Below are 24,851 nucleotides of genomic sequence, written 5' to 3'. Positions count from 1 at the left end.
GTTGCGTATCATTGCCCGATCCCAACGACGCCTGAACCCTTGCCAGCCAAGGGCCGGTTCGCCTTCGCCCACAACCTTTGCCGCACTTTTTCCTGGAGGGCCCATGAGCCTCGAACAACTCAACACTTTCCCCGGCGTGACCGCCCAACCGGATGCGGCGACCGCACGCTTCGTGTTCAACCACACCATGTTGCGGGTCAAGGACATCACCCGCTCCCTGGATTTCTACACCCGGGTCCTGGGCTTCTCCCTGCTGGAGAAACGCGACTTTCCCGAAGCCGAGTTCAGCCTGTACTTCCTCGCCCTGGTGGACAAGGCGCAGATCCCGGCGGACGCCGCGGCCCGTACCCAGTGGATGAACGCCATCCCCGGCGTCCTCGAACTGACCCATAACCACGGTACCGAAAACGATCCGGACTTCGCCTACCACAACGGCAACAGCGACCCGCGGGGCTTTGGCCACATCTGCATCTCGGTCCCTGACGTCGTTGCAGCCTGCGAACGCTTCGAAGCCCTGGGCTGCGACTTTCAAAAACGCCTGAGCGACGGCCGCATGAAGAGCCTGGCCTTCATCAAGGACCCGGACGGCTACTGGGTCGAGATCATCCAGCCCACCCCGCTGTAACCCGGGTTACACAGGCGCTGGCTCGCTAGCGAAGGCCTGGTAGAGCACGGCGCCAGGCCCAAGGGCCTGCTCCGTGACACGCAAGCGCCCCACCCTGCAAAACGCCAATAAAAAACCCCATGAGCGAAGGCTCATGGGGTTTTGTGTTTCCACTGCGGGCTTATGCCGGGGCTGAAGTGCGGATCAGGTGATCGAAGGCACTCAGAGAGGCCTTGGCGCCCTCGCCCACTGCGATCACGATCTGCTTGTACGGCACCGTGGTCACGTCTCCGGCGGCGAACACCCCCGGCAGCGAAGTCTCGCCACGGGCATCGACAATGATCTCGCCACGGGGCGACAACTCGACGGTGCCCTTGAGCCAGTCGGTGTTGGGCAGCAAGCCGATCTGCACGAAGATGCCTTCCAGGTCCACCGTGTGGAACTCGCCCGAATCGCGATCCTTGTACGCCAGGCCGGTGACCTTCTGCCCGTCGCCCTTGACTTCACTGGTCAGGGCACTGGTGATGACCTTGACGTTGGGCAGGCTGTAGAGCTTGCGCTGCAACACCGCATCGGCCCGCAGTTTGCTGTCGAACTCAAGCAGGGTCACGTGGCTGACGATACCCGCCAGATCGATGGCCGCTTCGACGCCGGAGTTGCCGCCACCAATCACCGCCACGCGCTTACCTTTAAACAGCGGACCGTCGCAGTGCGGGCAGAAGCACACGCCCTTGGCCTTGTATTCCTGCTCGCCGGGCACGCCCATTTCACGCCAGCGGGCACCGGTGGCCAGGATCACCGACTTGGCCTTGAGGCTGGCACCGCTTTCGAACTGGATCTCGTGCAGGCCGCCGACCTCCTTGGCCGGCACCAGGGCGCTGGCACGCTGCAGGTTCATGATGTCGACGTCGTACTGCTTGACGTGCTCCTCCAGCGCCGCTGCCAGTTTCGGCCCTTCGGTCTCTTGCACCGAGACAAAGTTCTCGATGGCCATGGTGTCCAGTACCTGGCCGCCGAAACGCTCGGCGGCAACCCCGGTACGAATGCCTTTGCGAGCGGCGTAAATGGCGGCCGACGCCCCGGCCGGTCCACCGCCGACCACCAGTACATCAAAGGCCTCTTTGGCGCTGAGCTTCTGCGCCTGCTTCTGCACCGCGCCGGTGTCGAGCTTGGCGAGGATTTCCTCCAGGCCCATGCGTCCCTGGCCGAAGTTCACACCGTTGAGGTAGATGCTCGGCACCGCCATCACCTTGCGCTCATCGACTTCGGCCTGGAACAGCGCGCCGTCAATGGCCACGTGGCGGATGTTGGGGTTGAGCACCGCCATCAGGTTCAGCGCCTGGACCACGTCCGGGCAGTTCTGGCAGGACAGCGAGAAATAGGTCTCGAAGTTGAACTCGCCCTTGAGCGAGCGGATCTGCTCGATCACTTCAGCGCTGGCTTTGGAGGGGTGCCCGCCTACTTGCAACAGGGCCAGCACCAGGGAAGTGAATTCGTGCCCCATGGGAATACCGGCGAAACGCAGGCTGATATCACTCCCCGGGCGATTCAACGAGAACGATGGCTTGCGCGTATCGGTGCCGTTGTCGAGCAAGGTAATCTGGTTGGAAAGACTGACAATGTCTTTGAGTAACGCAAGCATTTCCTGGGATTTCGCACCGTCGTCGAGGGAGGCGACGATCTCGATCGGCTGGGTGACCCGTTCCAGGTATGACTTCAACTGAGCTTTAAGATTGGCGTCCAACATACGGGCGATTTCCTATTGATTCGGTATAAAAAACAACGCCCGAGCGAATCTCGCCCGGGCGTTATTTGAGGGCGGTGCGGCTGACTTAAGTGCGGATGACCGCCCTTGAATGAAGCATGGACTTAGATCTTGCCGACCAGGTCCAGGGACGGAGCCAGGGTGGCCTCACCTTCTTTCCACTTGGCTGGGCAGACTTCGCCCGGGTGCGCGGCAACGTACTGAGCGGCCTTGATCTTGCGCAGCAGCTCGGAAGCGTCACGACCTACGCCGCCATCGTTGATTTCAACGATCTTGATCTGGCCTTCAGGGTTGATCACGAAGGTGCCACGATCAGCCAGACCGGCTTCTTCGATCAGCACATCGAAGTTGCGCGAGATGGCCAGGGTCGGGTCGCCGATCATGGTGTACTGGATCTTGCCGATGGCTGGCGAAGTGTTGTGCCAGGCAGCGTGGGCAAAGTGGGTGTCGGTGGAAACGCTGTAGATCTCAACGCCCAGTTTCTGGAATTCGGCGTAGTTGTCGGCCAGGTCTTCCAGCTCGGTCGGGCAGACGAAGGTGAAGTCAGCCGGGTAGAAGAATACGACGGACCATTTGCCTTTCAGATCAGCGTCCGACACTTCGACGAATGCGCCGTTTTTGAATGCGGTGGCTTTGAACGGTTTAACTTGGCTGTTGATGATAGGCATCGTTGACTCTCCATCAGTGGTTGAAAACGTTGGGTGAAAACTTGATGGGGAGAATCCTAGCCAATCAGTCGCCGCTTGGCTCATTGGCAAACCTGATGCCAACGATTGGTTTTGGCTATAAGGCTACCGTATTGATAGAAGAAACCTTTGATCACTGGCGCACAGGTTTCTCGTCGATGCGCGCCATGCCCATGAATGGATTGACCTCCAGGTAACGCATGGCGGACTTCATGTCCTTCCAGCCGACATAGCTCATCAGCGACTTCAGGTCCCAACCGCTGCGATGCGCCCAGGTGGCAAAGCCGCGGCGCAGGGAGTGACTGGTGTAATGCTCGGCGGCGATGCTGGCGCGCTCCAGGGCCTGGCGCAACAGGGGAATCACGCTATTGGCGTGCAACCCCTGCTCACCCAGGTGGCCCCAGCGATCGATCGCGCGAAACACCGGGCCGCGAACCAGGGCCGCGGCATTGATCCATTCGATGTAGGCCTGCACCGGACACAGGCGTTGCAAGGCAGGCGTGTGATAGGTGCGACCAAGGTTGTCGCGGTCGCTCTTGCTGCGCGGCACATAAAGGCTGATGCCGGATCCGGCCCTGGCCTGCACATGCTCGATCTGCAGGCGGCACAGCTCATCACTGCGAAAGCCTCGCCAGAAACCCAGCAGGATCAACGCCCGATCGCGCAGCGCCCGCAACAGGTCGGCCTGACGTCCGTCGCCGCGGGCCGCCGCTGCCTCGCCATCGAGCCAGGCAATCACCCGCTCCAGGTGCTGCAACTGCAACGGCTCGGCCTGTTTTTCGCGAACCGGGTGCACCGCGCGAATCCCCTTGAACACCTGACGCACCACCGGCGCCTTGGTCGGGTCGGCAAAGCCCTGGCTGTTGTGCCATTGGGCCAGGGCCGAGAGGCGCAACTTCAAGGTATTGATCGACAGTTCACCGGCATAGGCCACCAGGTAGCGGGCCACGCTGTCCGCGGTGGCCGGCAGGAATCCGCCCCACTGCACCTCGAAGTGCTCGATGGCCGCCCGATAACTGCGGCGGGTGTTATCGCGGGTGGCGGCTTGCAGGTAACGATCCAGCTCACTCATGGCAGCTCCACTGAGGCAAATGTACGGCGACCAGGGACGAAAACCGACCGCCGCGCCTGTCACACGGGGTAATACTACAATATCCAATGTCAAATTTACGCTATCGGATGCGTCTTTCTACCTGTACAATTATCGATAATTACATACCACGTATCACAGTATTAAATCGTCGGAGGACACATGGCTCGCGGAGGCATCAACAAAGCGGTGGTGAAAAAGGCGCGCCAGGCGATTCTTGCCCGCGGCGAACACCCGAGCATCGACGCAGTACGCATAGAAATGGGCAATACCGGCTCAAAAACCACCATCCACCGCTACCTGAAGGAGCTCGACGATGGCAGCACTCGCCGGGAGGCCGGCCCGGTAGCGCTGGACGAGGAACTCGGCGAACTGGTCGGACGCCTGGCGCAGCGCCTTAAGGAGCAAGCCCGGGAACCCCTGGAGCAGGCCCTCGCCCACTCCGAACAGCAGAAGCAGGCATTCGAACAACAGCTGGAGCAAGCCCGGCGCACAGAGGAGCAGTTGCAACAGCAACTGCAGATCCAGGCCAGCGCCCTGGCCGGTGAAAGTGCCGCACTGCAAGACACGCGTTCGATGCTGCAGAGCGAACAGACCCGCAATGCCGAGCTCAACCAGGCACTGAAGGACTACGACCTGCGCCTGGAAGACAAGGAGCAGCAGATCCGCTCCCTGGAAGACAAGCACCTGCACGCCCGGGACGCCCTGGAACACTATCGCGCCGCCAGCAAGGAACAGCGCGAGCAGGAGCATCGCCGCCACGAGGGCCAGCTACAGCAGCTGCAGGCCGAACTGCGGCAAGCCCAGCAGAGCGCCCTGGTTCGCCAGGACGAAATCACTCAACTGCATCGCGACAACGAACGCTTGCTCGGCGAGCAACGGGCCAGCCACAAGGAGCTTATGCAAGCCCAGGAAGCCGCCAGCAAGGGTGCAGCCCTGCAGGCACAACTGCGCGAGCAACTGACACGCCTGGACAGCGCCAGCACCCTGCTGCAGGAACGCCTGCGAGTGGCTTCGGAGGAGATGCAGGCACTCAGGGAAAGAGCCGATGAGCAGACTCGTCTGAGCAAGGAGATGGAATTGCGCGCCGCCAAGGCCGAGGCCGGCCTCGAGGCGCTGCGCCTGGCCTCCGCCAGCAAGGCGAAGGCAGGCAAGAAAGCCGACTCCTGATCAGTCGGCGACAGGCGTACGCATGGTGACGAACTCTTCGGCGGCGGTCGGGTGCACGCCGATGGTTTCGTCGAAGGCACGCTTGGTCGCCCCGGCCTTCAGAGCAATCGCCAGCCCCTGGACGATTTCACCGGCGTCCGGACCGACCATGTGGCAGCCCAGCACTTTGTCGCTGTCGGCATCCACCACCAGCTTCATCAGGGTGCGTTCCTGGCAGTCGGTCAGGGTCAGCTTCATCGGCCGGAACCGGCTTTCGAAGATCTGCACCTTGTGCCCCGCTTCCCGCGCCTGCTCTTCGGTCAGGCCGACGGTGCCGATATTCGGCAGGCTGAACACCGCCGTAGGGATCATCCGGTAATCCACCGGGCGGTACTGCTCAGGCTTGAACAGGCGCCGAGCCACGGCCATGCCTTCGGCCAGGGCCACCGGGGTCAATTGCACCCGGCCGATCACATCGCCAATCGCCAAGATCGATGGCTCGCTGCTCTGGTACTGCTCATCCACCTCGATAAAGCCACGCTTGTCGAGTTTGACCCCGGTGTTCTCCAGGCCCAGGTTGTCGAGCATCGGCCTACGCCCGGTGGCGTAGAACACGCAGTCGGCGACCAGCTTGCGACCATCCTTGAGCGTGACCTCAAGACTGCCGTCGGCCTGCTTGTCGATACGCTCGATGTCCGCATTGAACTGCAGCCCCAAGCCCCGCTTGGTCAGCTCTTCCTGCAAGTGCTTGCGCACCGCACCGTCAAAGCCGCGCAGGAACAGATCACCGCGGTACAGCAACTGGGTGTCGGCACCCAGACCGTGGAAGATCCCGGCAAATTCCACCGCGATGTAACCACCGCCCACCACCAGCACGCGCTTGGGCAGCGCCTTGAGGAAGAAGGCCTCATTGGAGCTGATGGCATGCTCGCGCCCCGGGATGTCCGGGATCTGCGGCCAGCCGCCAGTGGCAATCAGAATGTGCTTGGCGGTGTAGCGCTGGCCATTGACCTCCACCTGATGCGGATCGATCAGCTTGGCGTGGCCTTCGTGCAGGGTCACGCCGCTGTTGACCAGCAGATTGCGGTAGATGCCGTTGAGACGATTGATTTCGCGGTCCTTGTTGGCAATCAAGGTCGCCCAATCGAAATGAGCCTCGCCAAGGGACCAACCGAAACCCGACGCCTGCTCGAAGTCTTCGGCAAAGTGTGCGCCGTACACCAGCAGCTTTTTCGGCACACACCCGACGTTGACGCAGGTACCACCCAGATAGCGGCTTTCGGCCACCGCAACTTTCGCGCCGAAGCCCGCCGCAAAGCGTGCACAACGCACACCGCCAGAACCGGCGCCAATTACATAAAGATCAAAATCGTAGGCCATTTCACTCTCCCAGGCAGGCTGACAAGCATAACCGCAGATGGCGATCGGGTCAGCGCAGTGGATTGACATAAGGGCGCCCAATGAAAAAGCCACCCGAAGGTGGCTTTTTCCGACAAACCCGTGCAGCGACTATCAGTAAGCCTTGCCGGTCTTGTAGAAGTTCTCGAAGCAGAAGTTGGTCGCGTCGATGTAGCCCTCGGCGCCACCGCAGTCGAAACGCTTGCCCTTGAACTTGTAGGCCATTACACAGCCGTTCTGCGCCTGCTTCATCAGGGCGTCGGTGATCTGGATTTCACCCCCCTTGCCCGGCTCGGTCTGCTCGATCAGGTCGAAGATGTCCGGAGTCAGGATGTAACGACCGATGATCGCCAGGTTCGACGGCGCATCTTCCGGCTTTGGCTTCTCGACCATGCTGTGGACGCGGTAGATGTCGTCGCGGATCATCTCGCCGGCGATCACGCCGTACTTGTTGGTTTCCTGCGGGTCGACTTCCTGAATGGCCACGATCGAGCAGCGGAACTGCTTGTACAGTTTGACCATCTGGGTCAGGACGCCGTCGCCTTCGAGGTTGACGCACAGGTCGTCCGCCAGCACCACGGCGAAGGGCTCGTCACCGATCAGTGGGCGGCCGGTCAGGATCGCGTGGCCCAGGCCTTTCATTTCAGTCTGGCGAGTGTAGGAGAACGAGCACTCGTCCAGCAGTTTGCGGATACCGACCAGGTATTTCTCCTTGTCGGTGCCCTTGATCTGGTTTTCCAACTCGTAACTGATGTCGAAGTGGTCTTCGAGGGCGCGCTTGCCACGGCCGGTCACGATGGAGATTTCATTCAATCCGGCATCCAGCGCTTCTTCAACGCCGTACTGGATCAGTGGCTTGTTCACCACCGGCAGCATTTCTTTAGGCATGGCTTTAGTCGCTGGCAGGAAGCGAGTACCGTAACCGGCTGCTGGGAACAAGCATTTCTTGATCATATGAGTCCTTAAAAAGGCTGTGCGTGCGAGTTTCGGCGCAGTCTAATCAGGCGGCGTGCACCTTACAATGCCCCGCGCTGGCTAACCGCTGCCATCATAGAGAAATAAAGCGCCAGATAGTTCCGTAGCATCCATCAGTTAGCGCTCAAGGTAAACGTCCATCCCCCCGCGGGCCTTGAAATCCGGCGCCTGCACGCCGCACCCAGGCACCGGACGACACACGGCCGCAGCGATCCGGAACACCCTCCTAAAGCCCATGCCAGGCGCGACTGATGGCACCGTCAATCGCCATCAGCCACTCCGTGGGCTGCTTGCGGAATATCCCGCCTATCGAGCAACGGCACTTTTCAGCAGCGGCGGCGGACTAAAGGGATGCGCTGTACCGAAATGGCCATTGGCTATAGCATCGCCACACTGATGCACAGCCCCAAGATCCCCTCCTCTGCAGACGACGAAACCCCCATGAACAAGCTTCTCGCAGTTACCGCGGTACTGGCTCTGAGCGGATGCGCCACCGCCTCCAATACTTACCTGGCCAATGGCGAGCAGGGCCTGAGCATCGATTGCTCCGGAGAGGCCGGCTCCTGGGCCAGCTGCTATGAAAAAGCCGATGCCTCCTGCGCCGGTACCGGCTATCGGATCGTCAGCACCGAAGGCACCCCGGCCCCCAAGGAAAGCGACAAGACCCTGGGCGTCGATGTCGGCAACTACAAGAGCCGCAGCGTGGTGGTGGTCTGCAAGTAGCGCACGGACGCCCGCTACATATGAATTTCGGCGAACTTGATGCCCAGGCCACGAATGGTTTCGATCAAGTCGTCGAGGCGGGCAAAGGACTCCACCTCGTCGCTGTCATCCACCAGAAAATAGCTGCGCCCGGCGCTTTTCTTGAAGAACACGATCCATTCCCCGGAATTGGCCGGGTTCTGGATCACATGGGTGGCAGAGATCGAGCCCTCTGCATGCTTTTCCCTGACGTGTTCCCGCTTCATGCTCTCTCCCAAAAAAACGATGCCGCCAGGGCGTGAGCCCAGGCGGCGTCGGTAACGATAGGCGCTAGTTTATCGGATGCCCTGGCCGATCAGCACGCCTTCTACGGTCTGACCGTACAAATTTACCCCGTCATTGGCGTGAAACTTGACCCGGGTCTTCTCGATCGAGCCCTCCACCAGGCGCGGATCCTGAGGTCGCTCATGACTGTTGACGAAGGCCGCCACGTCCCAAGCCTGCTGATCGCTCAAGCTGCCGCCCTTGCCCAGGGGCATGTTGTGCTTGATGAAGGACGCCGCCGTATTGATCCGGTGCATCCCCGCCCCCCAGTTATAGGAGTCCTTGCCCCACAGCGGCGGCATGACGTAATCGGCCCCGACCTTCTGCCCCTGCCCCTGTTCACCATGGCAGACCGCGCATTGCGCCTGATACACCGCAGCCCCCTGCTTCAGGTCATACCCCTTGGCCGGCTGGGGCACATCGGGATAGCCGCGGCCGGGCAGTTCGACACCCAGCGGGGCCTTGCTCGCCAGCCAGTAGGCATACACCGATAGCGCGGTGATCTCCGGACTGTCGGCCGCCGGCGGCTGACCACCGTTCATGCTGAACTGAAAGCAGCCCTGCAAGCGCTCGGCAAAGGTGTTCACCTTGTCGTTCTTCTTGCGGTAGGCGGGGTACATCGGATACGCGCCCCACAGTGGCGCGGAGTTGGCCAGGCGCCCCTGATCGAGGTGGCAGTTGCTGCAATTGAGTCCATTGCCCACGTATTGCGGCGCGCGGCGCTTGGTGTCGACAAACAGCGCATGGCCCTCGCGCACCAGCTTGCCGTAGGCATTGTCCGGCAACTCGCTTTCGGCGGGCGGCCTGAAGTACTCGGCCTGGGGCGAGGCGCTGGGCGCCGGTATCTGCGACTGATCTTCCATGGCAATGCTCGCGGCGTGTACCTGGGCGGCGAGCAACGCCAGCAACGGCCCGGCAATCAATAGTTTCATGGCCGCGCCTCCTGGGTTTTCAATTGAGCAAAGTAGTCCGCCACCGCCGTGACCTCGTCGCCAGTCAGGGATTTGGCGACATGCCCCATCAGATCATTGGGATCGTTGTGACGAGTGCCGTCGCGCCAGGCGTTCAACTGAGCCACCAGGTAACTGGCGGGCTGTCCGGCCAGCGGCGGAAATGCCACGCCCACACCGACACCACCCGGTCCGTGACAGCTGACGCACTCGGGTACTTGACGCTCCCAGGCACCGCGCAGGGCCAGGCGCTCGCCAACGCCGCTGGCGCTCTGGCTGCGGTGGGTCTGCGGGGTCTGTGGTCCGGGCATGGCCGCCAGGGTCGCGGTGACCGCGGCAATTTCCTCTTCGCTCAGGGCCTTGGCCAGGGGCTGCATCACCGGGTTGCTGCGGGCGCCGCTGCGAAAATCGTGCAACTGCTTGGCCAGGTAGCCCGCCGGCAACCCCGCCAGACGCGGAAAGCCGGCAGGCGCCAGCCCCATTGCATCAGCACCGTGACAAGCCAGACAGGCCGTGGCCCCTGGCTGGGCACCACCCTGGGTGAACACCTTCTGGCCGTCGGCGGCAGAGGCAGATTGTATGAACAGCAGCATCAGGCCACTCAATAGCATCCGATCCAGTGGGATCATATGTACTCCATTATTCTAGTTATATGCTTAGACCCAGCCGGCATAAGCGCACAAATAGTAGGGCAATAGATCCACAGCGACAATGCGCAACAGCTGCCTGTGCCACTGCAGGCAGGCCGCTGTCGCGCCGGACGGACGCGCCCGAGCAAGGAGGTTTGAACCGGCCAGCGCCTGCGGCACTGGCGAAAGGCAAGCCAGGACACGCCTGGGCCTGGACGCTCAACCGGAGATGCAGGCCTCCCCCGCCTTGCGCACGTCCTGAGGACGCAAGGGGTTGTTGGACATCTGTTCGTGCAGCTTGATGCTGCTGCCCCCGGAGCGCTCATCGATGTAGAACACCGCCGCCGGCGCCGACGACAGGCTCTGGGGCACGATCACCCGATACCCGTCCTTGTGCGGCTCGACCTGCAATGCACCGCGGCTGCCGGAGAGCTTGCCGCTCAGGCACTGGACGTACTCCTGGGGCTTCTTGCCGGAGATGACGCTCAGGGTCGGCGGCGTCTGGTTGATGTCCGAAACCGTCGCGCAGCCACTGATGGCCAACAGCACAATCCACACCCAGCGTTTCATATCAAACCTCCAATAAATGCCCCTCCGACAGCAACGGCGCTGTTTTTCTCCGGAGGCACGGCTTTATCGCCGATAAAAATCCAAATAACTGTTTTAAATTGTCAAACCCCGACGCGGGGGCCGAATAATACCCCGTTGGGCCTGATAAACTGCGCCATCGCCCACGCACCTGTTTTGTTTTTTTGTAGCTATAGCCCTTCTGGAGGCGCCCATGAAATTCATCCACCAGCGCGAGCACCTGAACGAAGACGATATCGTCGTCATCGAATGCTCCCAGGTCTGCAACATTCGCCTGATGAGCGACGCCAACTTCCGCAGTTTCAAGAACGGCGGCCGCCACACCTATCACGGCGGCGCTTTCGACAAGTTTCCGGCGAAGATCACCGCCCCCAGCACCGGCTTCTGGAACATCACCATCGACACCGTCAACCGGCGCCCGATCAGCGTGACCCGCAAGCCGAACCTGAGCCACTCGATCCGCATCATTCGCCGTTCCAGCTCGAAACTGCGTTAAGCCACAGCCCTTCTGCGACAACAGGTAATCCCGTGCCCCAGACCACCAAGTACGTCATCAAATACAAGCTCAACGGTGAGCGCCGCTTCGAATTCGCCCAGCTGGAAAACGGCACCCAGGAAGAGGCCCGGGCCACCCTGGAAGCCCTGCATGGTCAGTCCGGCGACGTGATCAGCGACGTCAGCGTCAGCAAGGCCCTGTAATTCCCCCACCACGGATTCGAGCGCAAGCAGCGGAGTGCGCACTGGCCGGCCGAGCCCCAGACTGCCCGGGATATCTCCGTCCCAGGACACTCGCGCCATGCCCGCTTCCTCGCTTCACCAGCGTCTGCAACAACTGGACTGGGCCCGCATCGCGCAGGCCCTGGAGCAGGACGGCTGCGCCCGCCTCGAAGGCCTGTTGACGGCCCAGCAGTGCCAGGCCCTGTGCGACCTGTATCCGCAGCCCGAACTGTTCCGCTCGAAAGTGCTGATGGCCCGCCATGGTTTCGGGCGCGGTCAGTACCAGTACTTTGGCTATCCGCTGCCGGAGCCGGTGACCCAACTGCGCCAGCAGCTCTATCCCCATCTGGTGGAGCAGGCCAACCGCTGGAACCAGGACATGCACATCGACGTCCGCTACCCGGCAGAACATTCGGCGTTCATCCAGCGCTGTCACGCCGCCGGCCAGTGGCGCCCCACGCCGCTGTTGCTGCAATACGGCCCTGGGGACTACAACTGCCTGCATCAGGACCTGTACGGCGAGCAGGTGTTTCCCTTGCAGGCGGTGTTCATGCTGTCCCGGCCGGGAACCGACTTCACCGGCGGCGAACTGGTGCTCACCGAGCAGCGCCCGCGCATGCAGTCCCGGCCACAGGTCATTGGTCTGAAGCAAGGTGATGGGCTGGTTTTCGCCGTGCATCATCGCCCGGTAAAAGGCGCGCGCGGGCATTATCGGGTGACCCTGCGCCACGGGGTCAGCCGCGTGCACAGTGGCCAGCGCCACACCCTAGGAGTGATCTTTCACGATGCCTTGTAACCCTGACGCCCCGGTCAATCTCGGGCTCTTTGCCGAAAGCGACCTGCTGCAGCCGGCACGTACCGAGGTGCTGGGCCCCCAGGCCCGGGTCTTGCGGGGCTTTGCCCTGCCCTGGATCGAACGCCTGCTGCCCAGGCTCCACGAAGTGCTGGCGGCGGCTCCCTTTCGCCAGATGATGACGCCGGGCGGCCATACCATGTCCGTCGGCTTGAGCAGTTGCGGCCAGCTGGGCTGGACCACCGACCGCAGCGGCTACCGTTACAGCGCCATCGACCCGCAAAGCCTGCGGCCCTGGCCGGCAATGCCCGAGGTGTTCCGGCAACTGGCCGAGCACGCGGCACAAGCCGCCGGCTTCAACGACTTCAATCCCGACTCCTGCCTGATCAACTGTTACCGCCCCGGCGCCAAAATGTCCCTGCACCAGGACCGGAACGAACGCGACTTCAACGCGCCCATTGTCTCCCTGTCACTGGGGCTGCCGGCGATCTTCCTGTTTGGCGGCCAGCAGCGCAGCGACAAGAGCCAGCGGGTGCCGCTGCTCCACGCTGACGTGGTGGTCTGGGGCGGCGTGGACCGCCTGCGCTATCACGGGGTGCTGCCGCTCAAGGACGGCACTCACCCGGAGCTTGGCCGACAGCGGATCAACCTGACCTTTCGCCACGCCGGTTGAACGCGAAAATTCAAGCGCAAGCCGCGGAGTGCCGGGCAGGCCCCAAGGGATTAATCTGGCCGCCATTCCCGGCCGAGGACCGATCATGAATGCCCCATCGCGCAAACAGCGCATCGAACAGGACCCACGCTGGCAGGCCGTGCTCAAGCGCGACGCCAGCGCCGATGCGAGCTTCGTCTACGCCGTGCGCACCACCGGCGTGTACTGCCGCCCCAGCAGCCTGTCGCGACTGCCGAAAGCGGAAAACGTCGAGTTCTTCGATAACGCCCAACAGGCCGAAGCCGCAGGCTATCGGCCGAGCAAACGCCAGGCCAGCGACCAGACCCAGGTCGCCGCCCACCACGCGGCGATGGTGGCCGAAGCCTGTCGGCAGATCGAGCGCGCCGAATCGGCCCCCAGCCTGGAGCAACTAGCGCAGCACGCGGGCATGAGCAGCTACCACTTCCACCGGGTGTTCAAGGCCGCCACCGGACTCACGCCCCGGGGCTATGCCAACGCGCAGCGCTCACGCAAAGTCCGCCACCACCTGGAGAACGGCCACTCGGTGACCGACGCCTTGTACGACGCCGGCTTCAACTCCAACAGCCGCTTCTATGCGGCCGCCGACCAGTTGCTGGGCATGAAGCCCAGCGACTACCGCGCCGGCGGCCCCAACACCGATATCCGCTTTGCCGTGGGCCAGTGCTCCCTCGGAGCGATCCTGGTGGCCCGCAGCGAACGCGGGGTCTGCGCGATCCTCCTGGGGGACGATCCCAACCAGTTGGTGGAGCAACTGCAGGACAAGTTTCCTCGGGCCAACCTGTTGGGCGCCGACGCTGATTTCGAGCGTCTGGTGGCCCGGGTGGTAGGCTTTATCGAAGCGCCGGCCATTGGCCTGGATCTGCCCCTGGACCTGCGCGGCACCGCGTTCCAGGAACGGGTGTGGCAGGCCCTGCAGAGCATTCCCGCCGGCAGCACCGCCAGCTACGCCGAGATCGCCCAGCGCATTGGCGCGCCCAAGTCCATGCGTGCGGTGGCCCAGGCCTGTGCCGCCAACTGCCTGGCGGTGGCGATCCCCTGCCACCGGGTGGTGCGCAGCGACGGCAGCCTTTCGGGCTACCGCTGGGGCGTGGAGCGCAAGCGTCAGTTGCTGGAACGCGAGGCGCTGCCCGAATCCTGAATACCGATGTAGATGGCCACCGAGTCGGGGCTGGTATAGACCTCGAAATCCGTGGCGAAGGCGCGACGGACCTGGGGGTTGTCCTGGAAGTAGGCCCAGATCAGGCCCCAGGCCTGGATCACGCAATCGGGCATTGCGCCCTGGGCGCTGAACACCAGGTAGTCACCGCCCTGGATCTGCACACTGGGGTAATCGGCGCCGGCGTCGCTCACTGCCACCCCGGCCATCACGTCGAACGCCCCCAAGGCATCGGACTCGTAGTTGGAATAGACGCCATAGACGAACGAGTCCGGTTGCCGCGAGGCGATCTTGTTGAACAGGTCTTCGACATAAAAACGTTGCCACATCGGCCCGATCCGGGCGCTGTCTGCCTGTTGCTCCGCGGCGTTGCAGGTTCGTACTTGCAGGCCTGCAACACGAAAGGGCAGTACTTCGCGCAGTTTTACATCCATGGTCGGCGTTCCTTTATGGGGCGGCGAGGAAAAATATCCGCCGCAGTCTAGCGTCGGATAGACGCCGCCGACACGGTCGCTGTATCGGTGGTCGACGCGTCTATTTGGGCCCGGGTTGAAAAGTCAGCTGGCCGCACAGCGCCCTGGCCTGATAAAAACCTCGGGGCGCCCCGCCCAATCCTGCCGACGGAGAACCCTTTCACATGAGCCACTGGACCGATCGCCGCCTCCTCGACCTGCTGGGCATCGAACTGCCCATCATCCAAGCCCCCATGGCGGGGGCCACCGACGCCGCCATGGTGATCGGCGCCAGTCGCGCCGGCGCCCTGGGCTCGCTGCCCTGCGCCATGCTCGGGCCGGAACAGATTCGCCTGGAGGTGCAGACCATCCGGGCCGCCTGCCGTCATCCGCTGAACCTGAACTTCTTCTGTCATTCGATGCCCGCCGTCGACCTCGAGCAGGAGGCACGCTGGAAAGACGCCCTGAAACCCTACTATCAGGAGCTGGGGGCGGATTTCGACGCCCCGACGCCGGTCAGCAACCGTGCGCCCTTCGATGAAACCAGTTGCCAACTGGTGGAAGAGCTGCGCCCCGAAGTGGTGAGTTTTCACTTCGGCCTGCCGGCACCGGCGCTCCTGGCGCGGGTCAAGGCCACGGGGGCCAAGGTGCTGTCTTCGGCCAGCACCGTGGACGAGGCGCTGTGGCTGGAAGCCCGCGGCTGCGACGCGATCATCGCCATGGGCTACGAAGCCGGCGGCCATCGGGCGATCTTCCTCAGCGATGACCTCAACACCCAGGTCGGCACCATGGCCCTGGTGCCGCAGATCGTCGATGCGGTGCAGGTGCCGGTGATTGCCGCCGGCGGTATCGGCGACGCTCGCGGTATCGTCGCCGCCCTGGCCCTGGGCGCCTCGGCGGTGCAACTGGGCACCGCCTACCTGTTCACCCCGGAAGCCAGGATCAGCGCCGCCCATCACCGGGCCCTGCGCACCGCCAAGGACAGTCAGACCGCCCTGACCAACCTGTTCACCGGCCGCCCGGCCCGCGGCATCGTCAACCGGGTGATGCGTGAGATCGGCCCCATCAGCCCGCTGGCTCCGGCCTTTCCCCGCGCTGGCGGCGCCTTGATGCCGCTCAAGGCCAAGGACGATGCGGACTTTGCCAATCTGTGGTCCGGCCAGGCCCTGCGCCTGGGCATCGAGCTGCCGGCCTACGAGTTGACCCTGCGCCTGGCCGAACGGACGCTGGCCCAGTTGAACAGACGCTGAGGAACAGGGCCGCGACGGCGATCGCGGCCCTGTGCATTGGGGGCAGGCTCACGGTTCCGCTTGCGAGCGATACGCTATATATTTCGCTATACAGCGCTTGACCTCGCCTGGCTGCACAGGCCCTGCAATCACCGCTTGCGCCCCGACTTCCTTCCCCCCAATGGAGCTGTTTGATGAACTTTCGCGCCTCAGGCTTTGCCCCGACCGGCCTTGCGGCCCTGCTCGCCGTCTTCGCTTTGAATTCGGCCCAGGCCGCTGAAGTCCAGGTGGCGGTGGCCGCCAACTTCACCGCGCCCATCCAGGCGATTGCCGCCGACTTCGAGAAGGACACCGGCCACAAGCTGGTGGCCGCCTACGGGGCCACCGGGCAGTTCTATACCCAGATCAAGAATGGCGCGCCCTTCGAAGTCTTTCTCTCCGCCGACGACAGCACCCCGCAGAAGCTCGAAAGCGAAGGCGATACCGTCAAGGGCTCGCGCTTCACCTATGCCATCGGCACCCTGGCCCTGTGGTCGGCCAAGGAAGGCTATGTCGACGGCAAGGGCCAGGTACTCAAGGACAACCAGTACCAGCACCTGTCCATCGCCAATCCCAAGGCCGCGCCATACGGCCTGGCCGCTACCCAGGTCCTGGCCAAGCTGGGCCTGAGCGACAAGGTCAAGGGCAAGCTCGTCGAAGGCCAGAACATCACCCAGGCCTATCAGTTCGTCTCTACCGGCAACGCCGAATTGGGCTTTGTCGCCTTGTCCCAAATCTACAAGGACGGCAAAGTCAGCAGCGGTTCGGCCTGGATAGTGCCCGCCCAGATGCATGACCCGATCAAGCAGGATGCGGTGATCCTCAACAAGGGCAAGGACAATCCGGCCGCCCGGGCGCTGGTCGACTACCTCAAGGGCCCGAAAGCCGCTGCCATCATCCAGTCCTACGGTTATCAACTGTAAATGAGCCTCTCGAGTGCCGATTTTTCCGCCATCTGGCTGACCCTGAAACTGGCGTCCCTGACCACGCTGATCCTGCTGGTCGTCGGCACTCCGATTGCGCTGTGGCTGTCGCGCACCCGTTCCTGGCTGCGCGGGCCAGTCGGTGCCGTGGTGGCCCTGCCCCTGGTGCTGCCACCCACGGTGATAGGTTTCTACCTGCTGCTGGCCCTGGGGCCCCAGGGTTTCCTGGGCCAGCTCACCCAGTCCCTGGGATTGGGCACCCTGACCTTCAGCTTCAGCGGCCTGGTGCTGGGCTCGGTGATCTATTCCATGCCTTTCGTCGTGCAACCGCTGCAGAACGCCTTTTCCGCCATTGGCAGTCGCCCGCTGGAGGTCGCCGCCACCTTGCGCGCCGGCCCCTGGGACAGTTTTTTCACGGTGATCCTGCCCCTGGCGCGGCCGGGCTTCATCACCGCCTCGATCCTCGGCTTTGCCCACACCGTCGGCGAGTTCGGCGTGGTGCTGATGATCGGCGGCAACATTCCCGACAAGACCCGGGTGGTCTCGGTGCAGATCTACGACCACGTCGAAGCCATGGAGTATGCCCAAGCCCACTGGCTGGCCGGCGCCATGCTGGTGTTCTCGTTTCTGGTGCTGCTGGCGCTGTATTCCAGCCGCAAGACCAAAGCCGGCTGGAGCTGAGCCATGAGCCTCCACATCAAGCTGCACCTGGATTACCAGGCATTCGACCTGGACCTGGATCTGCAACTGCCGGGCCGCGGGGTCACCGCGCTCTATGGCCACTCCGGATCCGGCAAGACCACCTGCCTGCGCTGCATCGCCGGCCTGGAAAAGGCCGGGCGCGGTCGCATCCTGATCAACGACGAGGTCTGGCAGGACAGCCGGCAACGGCTGTTCGTGCCACCGCACAAGCGGTCCCTGGGTTATGTGTTTCAGGAGGCCAGTCTGTTTGCCCACCTGTCGGTCCAGGCCAACCTGGAGTTCGGCCTGCGCCGCATCCCCAAGGCGCAGCGCCGGGTGGACATGGCCCAAGCCACCGAACTGCTGGGCATCGGCCACTTGCTGCAGCGCCATCCGCAGCACCTCTCGGGCGGCGAGCGCCAGCGCATCGGCATCGCCCGGGCCTTGCTCACCAGTCCACGCCTGCTGCTGATGGACGAGCCCCTGGCGGCCCTGGACTCCAGACGCAAGGGCGAAATCCTGCCCTACCTGGAGCGCCTGCACGACGAGCTGGATATCCCGGTGCTCTATGTCAGTCATTCCCAGGACGAAGTGGCACGCCTGGCGGACCACATCGTGCTGCTCAGCGATGGCCGCGCCCTGGCCAGCGGCCCCATCGGCCAGACCCTGGCGCGCCTGGATTTGCCCCTGGCCCTGGGTGACGATGCCGGCGTGGTGGTCGAGGGCCGGGTCAGCCACTACGACCCGAACTATCAATTGCTGACCCTGCAACTGCCCGACAGCCCACTGCAGGTACGCGTGGCCCACGGTGCGCTGGCCCAGGGCAAGGCCCTGCGCTTCAAGGTCCAGGCCCGCGACGTCAGCCTGAGCCTGCAGGCCAGCGAACACAGCAGCATCCTCAACCGCCTGCCGGTGACCGTGTGCGAAGAGATCCCGGCGGACAACGTCGCCCACGTCCTGGTGCGCCTGGACGCGGCGGGCACCCCGCTGCTGGCGCGTATCACTCGTTACTCCCGGGACCAGCTCGAGCTGCATCCCGGCCAGCAGCTCTGGGCCCAGATCAAGGCGGTGGCGGTACTGGCCTGAATCCATCTCCGCCCTTGCCAGGGCCCCGGGTCCGGCGTTAGGCTTCGCGCCTTCCTTGCCGTCCCAGGACGATTGCCGACGTGAACAACTAAGCCTTCCAAAATGTATCCGCGACGAGCCCCTCAACCGCGCTCGTTGGTCTGTTGCCACATTTTCCGGAGGTGCTGATGACTCACGTCAAACGGCTGCCTGCGCTGGTTTCACTGAACCGGCTGTCTTATCAATTCGCCAATGGCGACACCCTGTTCGATGCCCTGAACCTGACGTTCGATGGCCTGCCCACAGCCATAGTCGGGCGCAATGGCGCGGGCAAATCCCTGCTGCTGCGCCTGATCGCCGGGGAACTGCAACCCTCTGCGGGCAGCATCCAGCGCCCTGCCCGCCTGACCTACGTGCCCCAGGATCCGCGACCGGCGCCGCAGCAGACGGTGGCCCAGGTCGCCGGGCTGGCCGAAGCCCTGCACGCCCTGCAACGCCTGGCGGCCGGCACCGCGGCCGCGGAGGATTGGCAGCAGGTCGATGGCCGCTGGGACCTGGCCGAGCGGCTGCGTCAGGCCCTGGATCAGGCCGGCCTGGCGTGGCTGCAGCCCGAGGACCCGGCGGCCACCCTGAGCGGCGGACAGCTGGCCCGGGTGGCGCTGATCGGCGCCCTGCTCGGCGACGCGCCACTGCTCCTGCTTGATGAGCCGAGCAACCATCTGGACCGGGCCGGCCGGCGCTGGCTGATGGAGCAGTTGCGGCACTGGCGCGGCGGGCTGATCCTGGTCAGCCATGACCGCCAGTTGCTGATGCAGGTGCAGCGCATCGTCGAGCTTGGCCCCCTGGGGGCCCGGGTCTATGGCGGCAATTACGCGCTGTTCCAGGCCCAGCGCCAGGCCCTTGAAGGTGCCACCCAGGCGACACTGGAACAGGCCCGCAGCCAACGCAGCCGCGAACTCAAGCGCCTGCAGCGCGAGCACGACACCATCCAGCGCCACGCCGCGGCGTCGCGCATGCACGCCAAGACCGCCAATGTCTCCAGCATGGAACGGGCCAGCATGCTCGGCGGCGCCCGGAACATCATGGGCCAGGTGCGGCACCAGCATCAGCAACACAAAAGCGCCCTCGACCAACAGGTTCGCGATGCCTACGCCCGGGTCACCCCGGAGCAACCGACCCTGCTCACCCTGCCCGAGACCCGCCTGGCGGCCGGCCAGGCGCTGTTCAATCTGCAGCGGGCGCAACTGCCCTGGCTGGACAGCGAGTCGCCGGCGACCTATCTCACCGGCAACCTCAGCGGCCCGGCGCGCATTGCCCTGGTCGGTCCCAACGGGTGTGGCAAATCCACCCTGCTGAAGATGCTGGCCGGGCATCTGCGGCCGCTCAGTGGTCAATGCCGGGTAACGGTGGCCAGTGCCTATCTGGATCAGCACCTGCTGCAATTGGCCGCCGAGCGCTCGCTGCTGGAGCAGTTGCAAAGCGGCGCCACGGTCCTGGAGGAAAGCACCCTGCGCACTCGGCTGGCGCGCCTGCAACTCGATGCCCGTCGGGTCCAGCAACCCTGTGCCTTGCTCAGCGGCGGCGAACGCCTTAAAGCCGCCCTGGCGCTGGCGTTGTGGGCCGGTAATCCGGCGCAGCTGTTACTGCTCGACGAGCCCACCAACCACCTGGACCTGGAGTCGGTACAGGCCTTCGAGCAAGCGCTGCGGGACTTTCCCGGCGCGTTGCTGGTGGCCTCCCACGATGAGGCCTTTCTCCAGGCCCTGGCACCGACCCATGAGTGGCAATGGTCTGCCCGCGGCTGGCAGCTGCGCGAATGCCGGCCATGAAGCAGCACTGCCCGCAAGCGCGGCGCCCTGGCCCGGATGCCGGCCTGCAGACGCTTAGCGCAGCCGCCGGGGGCGGCGCCGAATTGCCCTCGGCACCGTGCGGGGGGTCACTTGAGCTTGACGGCGGTCCCGGTGGCAAACACCACCACCATGCCGCCACGCCCCGAAGGCATGCTGATCTCGAAATCCAGACCGACCACCGCGTCGGCATTGAGCCCGCGGGCGCGCTCCTTGATTTCACTGGTGGCCTGGATCCGCGCCTCTCTCAGGGCCCGTTCCAGAGTCTGGGAACGGCCACCGAAGAAGTCGCGCATCCCGGCGAACAGGTCGCGGACCACGTTGATGCCCTGAACCGATTCGGCGCTGACGATATCCAGATAACCGGCAATTTCCCGGCCTTCGATATGGGCGGTGGTGGTGACAATCATGCACTTCTCCCTTGAGCGAACAGCCCGTCCCGAGATCTTGGAACGGCAAAGCCGGCGATGGTAGCAGAGCCCGGAGACTCGGCGCCGGTCATGTGCGGTTGAGCACCCGGCACAAAAAGCCCCGCTCTTTGGCGGGGCTTGGGCTCAGGGTTTCAAGGGACGCTCTTCATCCAGCTCGGAGAGGCTCTTGCCGTCGTCCGGGTGTTTCCAGGTCTGCGGTGGCGGCTCCCGGTGTTCGACCGGGTGCTGCTCCGCTTCATCGCTGCGTTCATGCTCGTAAGGGCGTTGCTCTGGTGTTGTCATGCCCACCTCTCTTCCTGAAGGGATTTTTGACTCGCCTGTTCAGGTTAGAACAGATCCGGCCACCACCCGGTGTCGTCGACCGGAGCACCGCCGGTCAAGATGAAAATTCCTTCACCCAAGGGCCGACCGCGTCTGTGTATAGTCCCTTCGCTCATTCAAGCAACTACGTTCGCCCGCCCTCTCCCGCGGGCTTTTTTTTGCCCGCAAGCCACGCCGGCCAGGGCTCACTGAGGGTCGATCTCCTGGCAGTCGTTGAGCAGTTGCTGCTCCTTGGCGGTGTGATCTGCCTCCAGGAACGACAACATGGCCATCTTGCCTTTGGTGTGCCAGCGAAAGCTGTTCTGTTCGTCGTCCGCCACATACAGCGCACCGGAAGCCGAACGGGCAATGTGCATGGGAATCAATTGGTCCTTGTAGTAGAGCGTGGCGAACGAGGTGCCATTGTCGATGTTCAGGTAGGCCGCATCGATGCGGACATTGCCCTCGCACCGATAGCGCGCCACCTGGCTCTGATAGGTCGGTTCAGGGGTGGGTGACTGAGCCTGGGCAGCCTCGGTCAGAATCGGCAGGGCCGAAGCCAAAGCCGCGGCGCAGAGCATTGCGAGACGAGTTTTCACGGTATTTCCCCCGGACGGTCAAAGATGCCCCATGGGACTGCCGACCGCGATTTTAGTTCATGCCCGAAAGGCCTCACCCTGGGCTGCCGGGCGTGCCAGCACCGCCCTTGCTCAGGTGCTGGACGGGCGCACACGGCGGTGGATTTGCACGCCCCGCCCCACCCGGCGCACGGCGCTACTGCCAACCGTTTTTTCTCAGACTGCCAGCGGGGACTCGACCCGATCGCGGGGCATCAGGGTCAGGTAGTCTTCGAGAGCATCCGAGGCCAGCGGCTTGATCATGATGCGCACCCGGTGCCGCAGCCGACCTAGCTCGATCCCGTCACGGGTACGAGCCTCAACGTAGCCGCAGGCTCTCCAGAAGCCCTCGGCCCGGACGTTCTCGACCACCACGCTCAGGCGCAGCCAGCGCGCCCCCAGACCCGCGGCCCAGTCTTCCAGCTCGCGATGCAACTGCCGGGCAATGCCCTGGCCCTGCAGCGAGCCGGCCAGCATGAACAGACCAATGTGCCAGACCCCGGGCGCCAGCAGATCGCTGACGATACTGACCATGGCCACCAGGGCACCTGTGCCGTCGAAGTAACCGATCTTCCACTTGCGAGTGAAGGACCAGCCCTCTGGCAAGCGGTCATCGATTTCATCGCGGGCTTCATCCGGCTGCGGCGCACAGCCGTGAACCCTGTGGAAGTAGTCCGGATTCTCAACGAAGAACGCCTGCAACCGCTCGACATCCAACAGGGTGATCTCCCTGGCCCACAGTCCAGTGGATGAATGAGGCAAGGGGCCTTGTTGCATGGGATAACGCTCCGAAAGGGCCACAAGGCCCGTGCATGAAAAGGCGATCCTAGCGCTCCCTGCACAACCGGCGACATGGTCCATTTGTTGAAAAGATGTATAACGCCCGGTGCCTGACCAAGACTCAGGCAGGCCCCAGGACTTATCATGGGCGCCCCGCGCCAGCGGCTCCCCCCACCCAGCAACGGATTGCAAGCATGTCCTCACCTCTGTCTTCGCCCGGCTACCAGCGCCTGCTGGCCCTGCAGCAACGCATCCATGACTTCACCCGGGACCAGGCCAGCGAGCGCGACGACAACCCCGAGGACCTGACGGGGCCGCTGTGGGTCAGCGATTACAACTACCTGGCCCTGGCCCCGATACGTGGTGGCCTGCATCTGGAGTTTCATGGCGACCTGTGGGAGGAGCCCTTTGCCTGGACCCTGGAATGCCTCGCCGACCAGGCAGTGGCCGACACCCTCAGTTCCCTGGCCTTTTCTGGCCCGGACCAAGGGGCAAACGGCACCCGCGAATGGGAGTTCACGCCCTTGTTGGACAGCGACGTGAACTTTCCCATTCTCAGGTCGCTGTCGGTTCGCCCCAGCGAGCCCCAGGACCACAATGCCTCGCTGATCCAGAAAGCCGGCACGCTGATGGAGGAAGCAGGAGAGATCGCCCGCTTTGTCGCCAAGGCGCCGCACCTGAGCGAATTGACCCTGCCCAATGCCCCCGACTCGAGCTTTTTCCAGGTCCAGCTGCCGCACCTTGCCCACCTGCGCATTGGCGGCCATTGGGACACCCAGCACTTCATTGCCAACCTGGCCGGCTCGGACAATCTGCCGCGGCTGAGCAACCTGGACTTCACCGAATCCAGCGCGCTGCAGAACAACTGGGCGGATCAGCGCGAAGAGCAGTCCGTCACCTCCTTCGCCGACTATGAACAACTATTGGCCAGTGCTGCCTGCGACCCTTTGAGGGCGCTGCGCCTGCGCAACACCTGCCTGAGCCTGGAACAGCTCGAGCGCCTGCAACAGCTGCGCCCTGCATTGCAGTTCATGGTGATCCAAGCCACTGGCGGCGGCTACGTAACGCATTTTGCCCGGCACGTATTTCCCTGGCGGCATCTGGTGCAGCCGGATCCGGGACAACGCTGAAACCGCCCTGCAACGGCAACCGACAAAATTGCGAGCCCTGATCCGAGTGAACAGCCGCCCAGGAGCCGGACCCGCACAGCCGATCGACCGGCTCCTGGGCCCTCGGTTGAGCCATCAGCCCGTGGGCTCGTGCTCTTGCGCCACCAAGAGCGTGGTAGCCTTCGCGCTGATTCTCAAGCGCCGTGGAAGACCGATCCAATGACCAAGAAACAGCCGGCAGAGAGCAACACCGTGACTGCTGCCGATATCGAACGCTCCATACAGGCCCTCAACAAGATGGCCGAGCGCCTGTGGGGAGATGGCCGGGAAGCGGAAGCCCAGGCCCTGATCAATGCCCTGGACGGATTGAACCGGGCACTGGATCGGATCCGGATTGGAGAGAGCCGCAGGATTGTCACGCTGCATTGAGGCATAACGCGGGCCACCGTCCCGATCAACCGCCGGCCAGGGGCTGTTCACCTCAAGTGGCTGCGCTGTAGCCGCCCCTGCGACATCATCGACTTTTGGCGATGACCTCACTCATGTACTGATTCAAGTCGCGAAAATCCTTAACGCTCCAAGGGTGCGGCGCGATCTTTACGCCGTTCTCTCGCAAGATTCTTGGGATCAAGTCGCCATTGGGACGAAGAATGACCGAAGAGACGATCACGCCCGGATAGTCCTTGAGGCGTTTCTTGAACGCGGCAGTGGTCAGGTCCGGTGTCGGCGGCTTGCTTTTATGCGCCAAGGGCCCCGTGCCCTTGATGTCCGCTCCGTGACACACGGCGCATCGCTGCAGATAGAGGGTCTTTCCATTGGCGTTCTCCGCCACGGACAGCGGGGTTTGAGCAAGCGACCAGAACCCGAGTGCCGCGATACACAGTATTTTTATGTTCATGTCCATATGGCCTTGTTGAAAACCCTGGGCGGTAGCGAGGGCGAACACGGCGGCGCAGCACACCCATGAAATCAACGCATTGATTTCACCGGGCAACCCCTGCTGCCGCCGATTGAAAGCCGGCCATTCTCTTTCGGCACACCCAAGCTTGCAACGATCTACCAGGGAAATGCGTGAACGCCCCCGGTTCCAGGCTTGCCACGCAAAGCTCGCCCACAGGCCATTGTCAGCCGGCACGGGTTCATGCCCCCACGCCCTGA

Annotated in this window: 30 protein-coding genes and 1 pseudogene; 16 read left to right on the top strand and 15 right to left on the bottom strand. The window is 63.5% G+C overall.

From position 1 onward, the window contains the following. Window positions 1-103 precede the first annotated feature (103 nt). Entirely contained in the window at window positions 104-625 is a 522-nt protein-coding gene (gloA, locus tag ACMGG8_RS17765) for a lactoylglutathione lyase (RefSeq protein ID WP_060839601.1), read from the top strand. A 160-nt stretch (window positions 626-785) separates the two neighbouring features. Here gloA and ahpF read toward each other — a convergent pair whose 3' ends face one another. The 3 genes from ahpF to ACMGG8_RS17750 all read right to left on the bottom strand — a co-directional run bounded on the left by ahpF (window position 786) and on the right by ACMGG8_RS17750 (window position 4,127). Next, window positions 786-2,351 (bottom strand): alkyl hydroperoxide reductase subunit F, encoded by a 1,566-nt coding sequence (gene ahpF, locus ACMGG8_RS17760; protein ID WP_129405615.1) that lies wholly within the window; start codon window positions 2,349-2,351, stop codon window positions 786-788. Window positions 2,352-2,473: 122 nt separating this feature from the next. After that, window positions 2,474-3,037, bottom strand: a complete 564-nt coding sequence (gene ahpC / locus ACMGG8_RS17755) for an alkyl hydroperoxide reductase subunit C (protein WP_011061677.1) — start codon at window positions 3,035-3,037, stop codon at window positions 2,474-2,476. Between the two features lie 151 nt (window positions 3,038-3,188). Further along, window positions 3,189-4,127, bottom strand: a complete 939-nt coding sequence (locus tag ACMGG8_RS17750; RefSeq protein WP_414158031.1) for a site-specific integrase — start codon at window positions 4,125-4,127, stop codon at window positions 3,189-3,191. Between the two features lie 180 nt (window positions 4,128-4,307). Here ACMGG8_RS17750 and ACMGG8_RS17745 point away from each other — a divergent pair, with 180 nt between their 5' ends. Beyond that, on the top strand, window positions 4,308-5,315 hold the full coding sequence (locus ACMGG8_RS17745; RefSeq protein WP_129405617.1) for a DNA-binding protein: 1,008 nt from the start codon (window positions 4,308-4,310) through the stop codon (window positions 5,313-5,315). Here ACMGG8_RS17745 and gorA read toward each other — a convergent pair whose 3' ends face one another. Further along, window positions 5,316-6,674 carry a glutathione-disulfide reductase gene (gorA, locus tag ACMGG8_RS17740; protein WP_414158030.1) on the bottom strand — a complete coding sequence of 453 codons (1,359 nt, stop codon included), beginning with the start codon at window positions 6,672-6,674 and terminating at the stop codon, window positions 5,316-5,318. Between the two features lie 132 nt (window positions 6,675-6,806). After that, a complete protein-coding gene (gene galU, locus ACMGG8_RS17735) occupies window positions 6,807-7,646 on the bottom strand; it encodes a UTP--glucose-1-phosphate uridylyltransferase GalU (protein WP_011061681.1) in 840 nt (279 codons plus the stop codon). 462 nt (window positions 7,647-8,108) lie between these two features. On the opposite strand from galU, the gene ACMGG8_RS17730 reads away from it, so the two are divergent. Next, entirely contained in the window at window positions 8,109-8,390 is a 282-nt protein-coding gene (locus tag ACMGG8_RS17730) for a hypothetical protein (protein WP_060841957.1), read from the top strand. A gap of 14 nt (window positions 8,391-8,404) precedes the next feature. On the opposite strand, the gene ACMGG8_RS17725 is transcribed toward ACMGG8_RS17730, so the two are convergent. From ACMGG8_RS17725 to ACMGG8_RS17710, 4 genes are all read right to left on the bottom strand, one after another. Next, window positions 8,405-8,635 (bottom strand): hypothetical protein, encoded by a 231-nt coding sequence (locus tag ACMGG8_RS17725; RefSeq protein ID WP_016964159.1) that lies wholly within the window; start codon window positions 8,633-8,635, stop codon window positions 8,405-8,407. 69 nt (window positions 8,636-8,704) lie between these two features. Beyond that, on the bottom strand, window positions 8,705-9,556 hold the full coding sequence (locus tag ACMGG8_RS17720; RefSeq protein ID WP_414159951.1) for a c-type cytochrome: 852 nt from the start codon (window positions 9,554-9,556) through the stop codon (window positions 8,705-8,707). A gap of 65 nt (window positions 9,557-9,621) precedes the next feature. Continuing rightward, the gene (locus ACMGG8_RS17715) at window positions 9,622-10,272 is read right to left on the bottom strand and encodes a c-type cytochrome (protein ID WP_060843807.1); all 651 of its coding nucleotides are present in this window, start codon (window positions 10,270-10,272) and stop codon (window positions 9,622-9,624) included. Window positions 10,273-10,491: 219 nt separating this feature from the next. Further along, window positions 10,492-10,842 carry a hypothetical protein gene (locus ACMGG8_RS17710; protein WP_060839608.1) on the bottom strand — a complete coding sequence of 117 codons (351 nt, stop codon included), beginning with the start codon at window positions 10,840-10,842 and terminating at the stop codon, window positions 10,492-10,494. 211 nt (window positions 10,843-11,053) lie between these two features. On the opposite strand from ACMGG8_RS17710, the gene ACMGG8_RS17705 reads away from it, so the two are divergent. The 5 genes from ACMGG8_RS17705 to ada all read left to right on the top strand — a co-directional run bounded on the left by ACMGG8_RS17705 (window position 11,054) and on the right by ada (window position 14,202). Beyond that, window positions 11,054-11,356 (top strand): DUF1883 domain-containing protein, encoded by a 303-nt coding sequence (locus tag ACMGG8_RS17705; RefSeq protein ID WP_016964155.1) that lies wholly within the window; start codon window positions 11,054-11,056, stop codon window positions 11,354-11,356. Between the two features lie 32 nt (window positions 11,357-11,388). Further along, a complete protein-coding gene (locus ACMGG8_RS17700) occupies window positions 11,389-11,559 on the top strand; it encodes a hypothetical protein (protein WP_164990718.1) in 171 nt (56 codons plus the stop codon). 97 nt (window positions 11,560-11,656) lie between these two features. Beyond that, window positions 11,657-12,373: a 2OG-Fe(II) oxygenase gene (locus ACMGG8_RS17695; RefSeq protein WP_414158029.1), complete on the top strand. Its 717-nt coding sequence runs from the start codon at window positions 11,657-11,659 to the stop codon at window positions 12,371-12,373. Continuing rightward, window positions 12,363-13,043 carry a DNA oxidative demethylase AlkB gene (gene alkB, locus ACMGG8_RS17690; RefSeq protein ID WP_060839610.1) on the top strand — a complete coding sequence of 227 codons (681 nt, stop codon included), beginning with the start codon at window positions 12,363-12,365 and terminating at the stop codon, window positions 13,041-13,043. Before ACMGG8_RS17695 ends, alkB begins: the two co-directional genes overlap by 11 nt. A gap of 85 nt (window positions 13,044-13,128) precedes the next feature. Then, window positions 13,129-14,202: a bifunctional DNA-binding transcriptional regulator/O6-methylguanine-DNA methyltransferase Ada gene (ada, locus tag ACMGG8_RS17685; RefSeq protein WP_414158028.1), complete on the top strand. Its 1,074-nt coding sequence runs from the start codon at window positions 13,129-13,131 to the stop codon at window positions 14,200-14,202. On the opposite strand, the gene ACMGG8_RS17680 is transcribed toward ada, so the two are convergent. Continuing rightward, on the bottom strand, window positions 14,166-14,654 hold the full coding sequence (locus tag ACMGG8_RS17680) for a GyrI-like domain-containing protein (RefSeq protein ID WP_060839612.1): 489 nt from the start codon (window positions 14,652-14,654) through the stop codon (window positions 14,166-14,168). The two genes, ada and ACMGG8_RS17680, sit on opposite strands and share 37 nt — an antisense overlap. Before the next feature lie 203 nt (window positions 14,655-14,857). Here ACMGG8_RS17680 and ACMGG8_RS17675 point away from each other — a divergent pair, with 203 nt between their 5' ends. The 6 genes and pseudogenes from ACMGG8_RS17675 (at window position 14,858) to ACMGG8_RS17650 (ending at window position 20,438) form a co-directional block, all read left to right on the top strand. Next, window positions 14,858-15,922, top strand: coding sequence for an NAD(P)H-dependent flavin oxidoreductase (locus ACMGG8_RS17675; protein ID WP_129405623.1), 1,065 nt, complete (start codon window positions 14,858-14,860; stop codon window positions 15,920-15,922). A 173-nt stretch (window positions 15,923-16,095) separates the two neighbouring features. Continuing rightward, complete coding sequence (modA, locus tag ACMGG8_RS17670; RefSeq protein ID WP_060839614.1) at window positions 16,096-16,863, top strand: molybdate ABC transporter substrate-binding protein; 768 nt, start codon at window positions 16,096-16,098, stop codon at window positions 16,861-16,863. Then, window positions 16,864-17,544, top strand: coding sequence for a molybdate ABC transporter permease subunit (modB, locus tag ACMGG8_RS17665; RefSeq protein ID WP_060839615.1), 681 nt, complete (start codon window positions 16,864-16,866; stop codon window positions 17,542-17,544). Between the two features lie 3 nt (window positions 17,545-17,547). Beyond that, window positions 17,548-18,630 carry a molybdenum ABC transporter ATP-binding protein gene (gene modC / locus ACMGG8_RS17660; protein ID WP_414158027.1) on the top strand — a complete coding sequence of 361 codons (1,083 nt, stop codon included), beginning with the start codon at window positions 17,548-17,550 and terminating at the stop codon, window positions 18,628-18,630. 272 nt (window positions 18,631-18,902) lie between these two features. Then, window positions 18,903-19,313: pseudogene (locus ACMGG8_RS17655) on the top strand (ATP-binding cassette domain-containing protein); the annotation flags it as partial. A 42-nt stretch (window positions 19,314-19,355) separates the two neighbouring features. Next, window positions 19,356-20,438, top strand: coding sequence for an ATP-binding cassette domain-containing protein (locus ACMGG8_RS17650; RefSeq protein WP_414159950.1), 1,083 nt, complete (start codon window positions 19,356-19,358; stop codon window positions 20,436-20,438). Window positions 20,439-20,545: 107 nt separating this feature from the next. Here the strand turns inward: ACMGG8_RS17650 and ACMGG8_RS17645 are convergent, their stop codons facing one another. From ACMGG8_RS17645 to ACMGG8_RS17630, 4 genes are all read right to left on the bottom strand, one after another. Beyond that, window positions 20,546-20,866 carry a YbjQ family protein gene (locus tag ACMGG8_RS17645; RefSeq protein WP_016967309.1) on the bottom strand — a complete coding sequence of 107 codons (321 nt, stop codon included), beginning with the start codon at window positions 20,864-20,866 and terminating at the stop codon, window positions 20,546-20,548. Window positions 20,867-21,010: 144 nt separating this feature from the next. Further along, window positions 21,011-21,169, bottom strand: a complete 159-nt coding sequence (locus tag ACMGG8_RS17640; RefSeq protein ID WP_016967308.1) for a hypothetical protein — start codon at window positions 21,167-21,169, stop codon at window positions 21,011-21,013. Between the two features lie 224 nt (window positions 21,170-21,393). Further along, window positions 21,394-21,786 (bottom strand): MliC family protein, encoded by a 393-nt coding sequence (locus tag ACMGG8_RS17635; RefSeq protein WP_016967307.1) that lies wholly within the window; start codon window positions 21,784-21,786, stop codon window positions 21,394-21,396. Window positions 21,787-21,981: 195 nt separating this feature from the next. After that, entirely contained in the window at window positions 21,982-22,581 is a 600-nt protein-coding gene (locus ACMGG8_RS17630; protein ID WP_129405626.1) for a GNAT family N-acetyltransferase, read from the bottom strand. A gap of 197 nt (window positions 22,582-22,778) precedes the next feature. On the opposite strand from ACMGG8_RS17630, the gene ACMGG8_RS17625 reads away from it, so the two are divergent. Together ACMGG8_RS17625 and ACMGG8_RS17620 are read left to right on the top strand one after the other, a co-directional pair. Continuing rightward, window positions 22,779-23,714, top strand: a complete 936-nt coding sequence (locus tag ACMGG8_RS17625; RefSeq protein WP_060843814.1) for a hypothetical protein — start codon at window positions 22,779-22,781, stop codon at window positions 23,712-23,714. 198 nt (window positions 23,715-23,912) lie between these two features. After that, on the top strand, window positions 23,913-24,122 hold the full coding sequence (locus tag ACMGG8_RS17620; protein WP_016967305.1) for a hypothetical protein: 210 nt from the start codon (window positions 23,913-23,915) through the stop codon (window positions 24,120-24,122). 85 nt (window positions 24,123-24,207) lie between these two features. Here the strand turns inward: ACMGG8_RS17620 and ACMGG8_RS17615 are convergent, their stop codons facing one another. Then, window positions 24,208-24,591 carry a c-type cytochrome gene (locus ACMGG8_RS17615; protein ID WP_108545763.1) on the bottom strand — a complete coding sequence of 128 codons (384 nt, stop codon included), beginning with the start codon at window positions 24,589-24,591 and terminating at the stop codon, window positions 24,208-24,210. Between the last annotated feature and the right edge of the window lie 260 nt (window positions 24,592-24,851).

The sequence above is a fragment of the Pseudomonas sp. BNK-45 genome (genome assembly GCF_047456255.1).
Lineage (GTDB): Bacteria > Pseudomonadota > Gammaproteobacteria > Pseudomonadales > Pseudomonadaceae > Aquipseudomonas.
This window is presented reverse-complemented; position numbering and strand designations above follow the sequence as displayed.

Bases quoted from the DNA above. Each gene is read 5' to 3' on its own strand.
- ACMGG8_RS17745 (WP_129405617.1), top strand. From the start codon at position 4,308: ATGGCTCGCGGAGGCATCAACAAAGCGGTGGTGAAAAAGGCGCGCCAG.
- ACMGG8_RS17650 (WP_414159950.1), top strand. From the start codon at position 19,356: ATGGAGCAGTTGCGGCACTGGCGCGGCGGGCTGATCCTGGTCAGCCAT.
- ACMGG8_RS17640 (WP_016967308.1), bottom strand. From the start codon at position 21,169: ATGACAACACCAGAGCAACGCCCTTACGAGCATGAACGCAGCGATGAA.
- ACMGG8_RS17705 (WP_016964155.1), top strand. From the start codon at position 11,054: ATGAAATTCATCCACCAGCGCGAGCACCTGAACGAAGACGATATCGTC.
- gloA (WP_060839601.1), top strand. From the start codon at position 104: ATGAGCCTCGAACAACTCAACACTTTCCCCGGCGTGACCGCCCAACCG.
- ahpC (WP_011061677.1), bottom strand. From the start codon at position 3,037: ATGCCTATCATCAACAGCCAAGTTAAACCGTTCAAAGCCACCGCATTC.
- ACMGG8_RS17725 (WP_016964159.1), bottom strand. From the start codon at position 8,635: ATGAAGCGGGAACACGTCAGGGAAAAGCATGCAGAGGGCTCGATCTCT.
- ACMGG8_RS17710 (WP_060839608.1), bottom strand. From the start codon at position 10,842: ATGAAACGCTGGGTGTGGATTGTGCTGTTGGCCATCAGTGGCTGCGCG.
- ACMGG8_RS17715 (WP_060843807.1), bottom strand. From the start codon at position 10,272: ATGATCCCACTGGATCGGATGCTATTGAGTGGCCTGATGCTGCTGTTC.
- ACMGG8_RS17730 (WP_060841957.1), top strand. From the start codon at position 8,109: ATGAACAAGCTTCTCGCAGTTACCGCGGTACTGGCTCTGAGCGGATGC.
- alkB (WP_060839610.1), top strand. From the start codon at position 12,363: ATGCCTTGTAACCCTGACGCCCCGGTCAATCTCGGGCTCTTTGCCGAA.
- ada (WP_414158028.1), top strand. From the start codon at position 13,129: ATGAATGCCCCATCGCGCAAACAGCGCATCGAACAGGACCCACGCTGG.
- modA (WP_060839614.1), top strand. From the start codon at position 16,096: ATGAACTTTCGCGCCTCAGGCTTTGCCCCGACCGGCCTTGCGGCCCTG.
- ACMGG8_RS17615 (WP_108545763.1), bottom strand. From the start codon at position 24,591: ATGAACATAAAAATACTGTGTATCGCGGCACTCGGGTTCTGGTCGCTT.
- modB (WP_060839615.1), top strand. From the start codon at position 16,864: ATGAGCCTCTCGAGTGCCGATTTTTCCGCCATCTGGCTGACCCTGAAA.
- galU (WP_011061681.1), bottom strand. From the start codon at position 7,646: ATGATCAAGAAATGCTTGTTCCCAGCAGCCGGTTACGGTACTCGCTTC.
- ACMGG8_RS17620 (WP_016967305.1), top strand. From the start codon at position 23,913: ATGACCAAGAAACAGCCGGCAGAGAGCAACACCGTGACTGCTGCCGAT.
- ACMGG8_RS17630 (WP_129405626.1), bottom strand. From the start codon at position 22,581: ATGCAACAAGGCCCCTTGCCTCATTCATCCACTGGACTGTGGGCCAGG.
- ahpF (WP_129405615.1), bottom strand. From the start codon at position 2,351: ATGTTGGACGCCAATCTTAAAGCTCAGTTGAAGTCATACCTGGAACGG.
- ACMGG8_RS17680 (WP_060839612.1), bottom strand. From the start codon at position 14,654: ATGGATGTAAAACTGCGCGAAGTACTGCCCTTTCGTGTTGCAGGCCTG.
- ACMGG8_RS17675 (WP_129405623.1), top strand. From the start codon at position 14,858: ATGAGCCACTGGACCGATCGCCGCCTCCTCGACCTGCTGGGCATCGAA.
- ACMGG8_RS17625 (WP_060843814.1), top strand. From the start codon at position 22,779: ATGTCCTCACCTCTGTCTTCGCCCGGCTACCAGCGCCTGCTGGCCCTG.
- ACMGG8_RS17720 (WP_414159951.1), bottom strand. From the start codon at position 9,556: ATGGAAGATCAGTCGCAGATACCGGCGCCCAGCGCCTCGCCCCAGGCC.
- gorA (WP_414158030.1), bottom strand. From the start codon at position 6,674: ATGGCCTACGATTTTGATCTTTATGTAATTGGCGCCGGTTCTGGCGGT.
- ACMGG8_RS17645 (WP_016967309.1), bottom strand. From the start codon at position 20,866: ATGATTGTCACCACCACCGCCCATATCGAAGGCCGGGAAATTGCCGGT.
- ACMGG8_RS17695 (WP_414158029.1), top strand. From the start codon at position 11,657: ATGCCCGCTTCCTCGCTTCACCAGCGTCTGCAACAACTGGACTGGGCC.
- ACMGG8_RS17750 (WP_414158031.1), bottom strand. From the start codon at position 4,127: ATGAGTGAGCTGGATCGTTACCTGCAAGCCGCCACCCGCGATAACACC.
- modC (WP_414158027.1), top strand. From the start codon at position 17,548: ATGAGCCTCCACATCAAGCTGCACCTGGATTACCAGGCATTCGACCTG.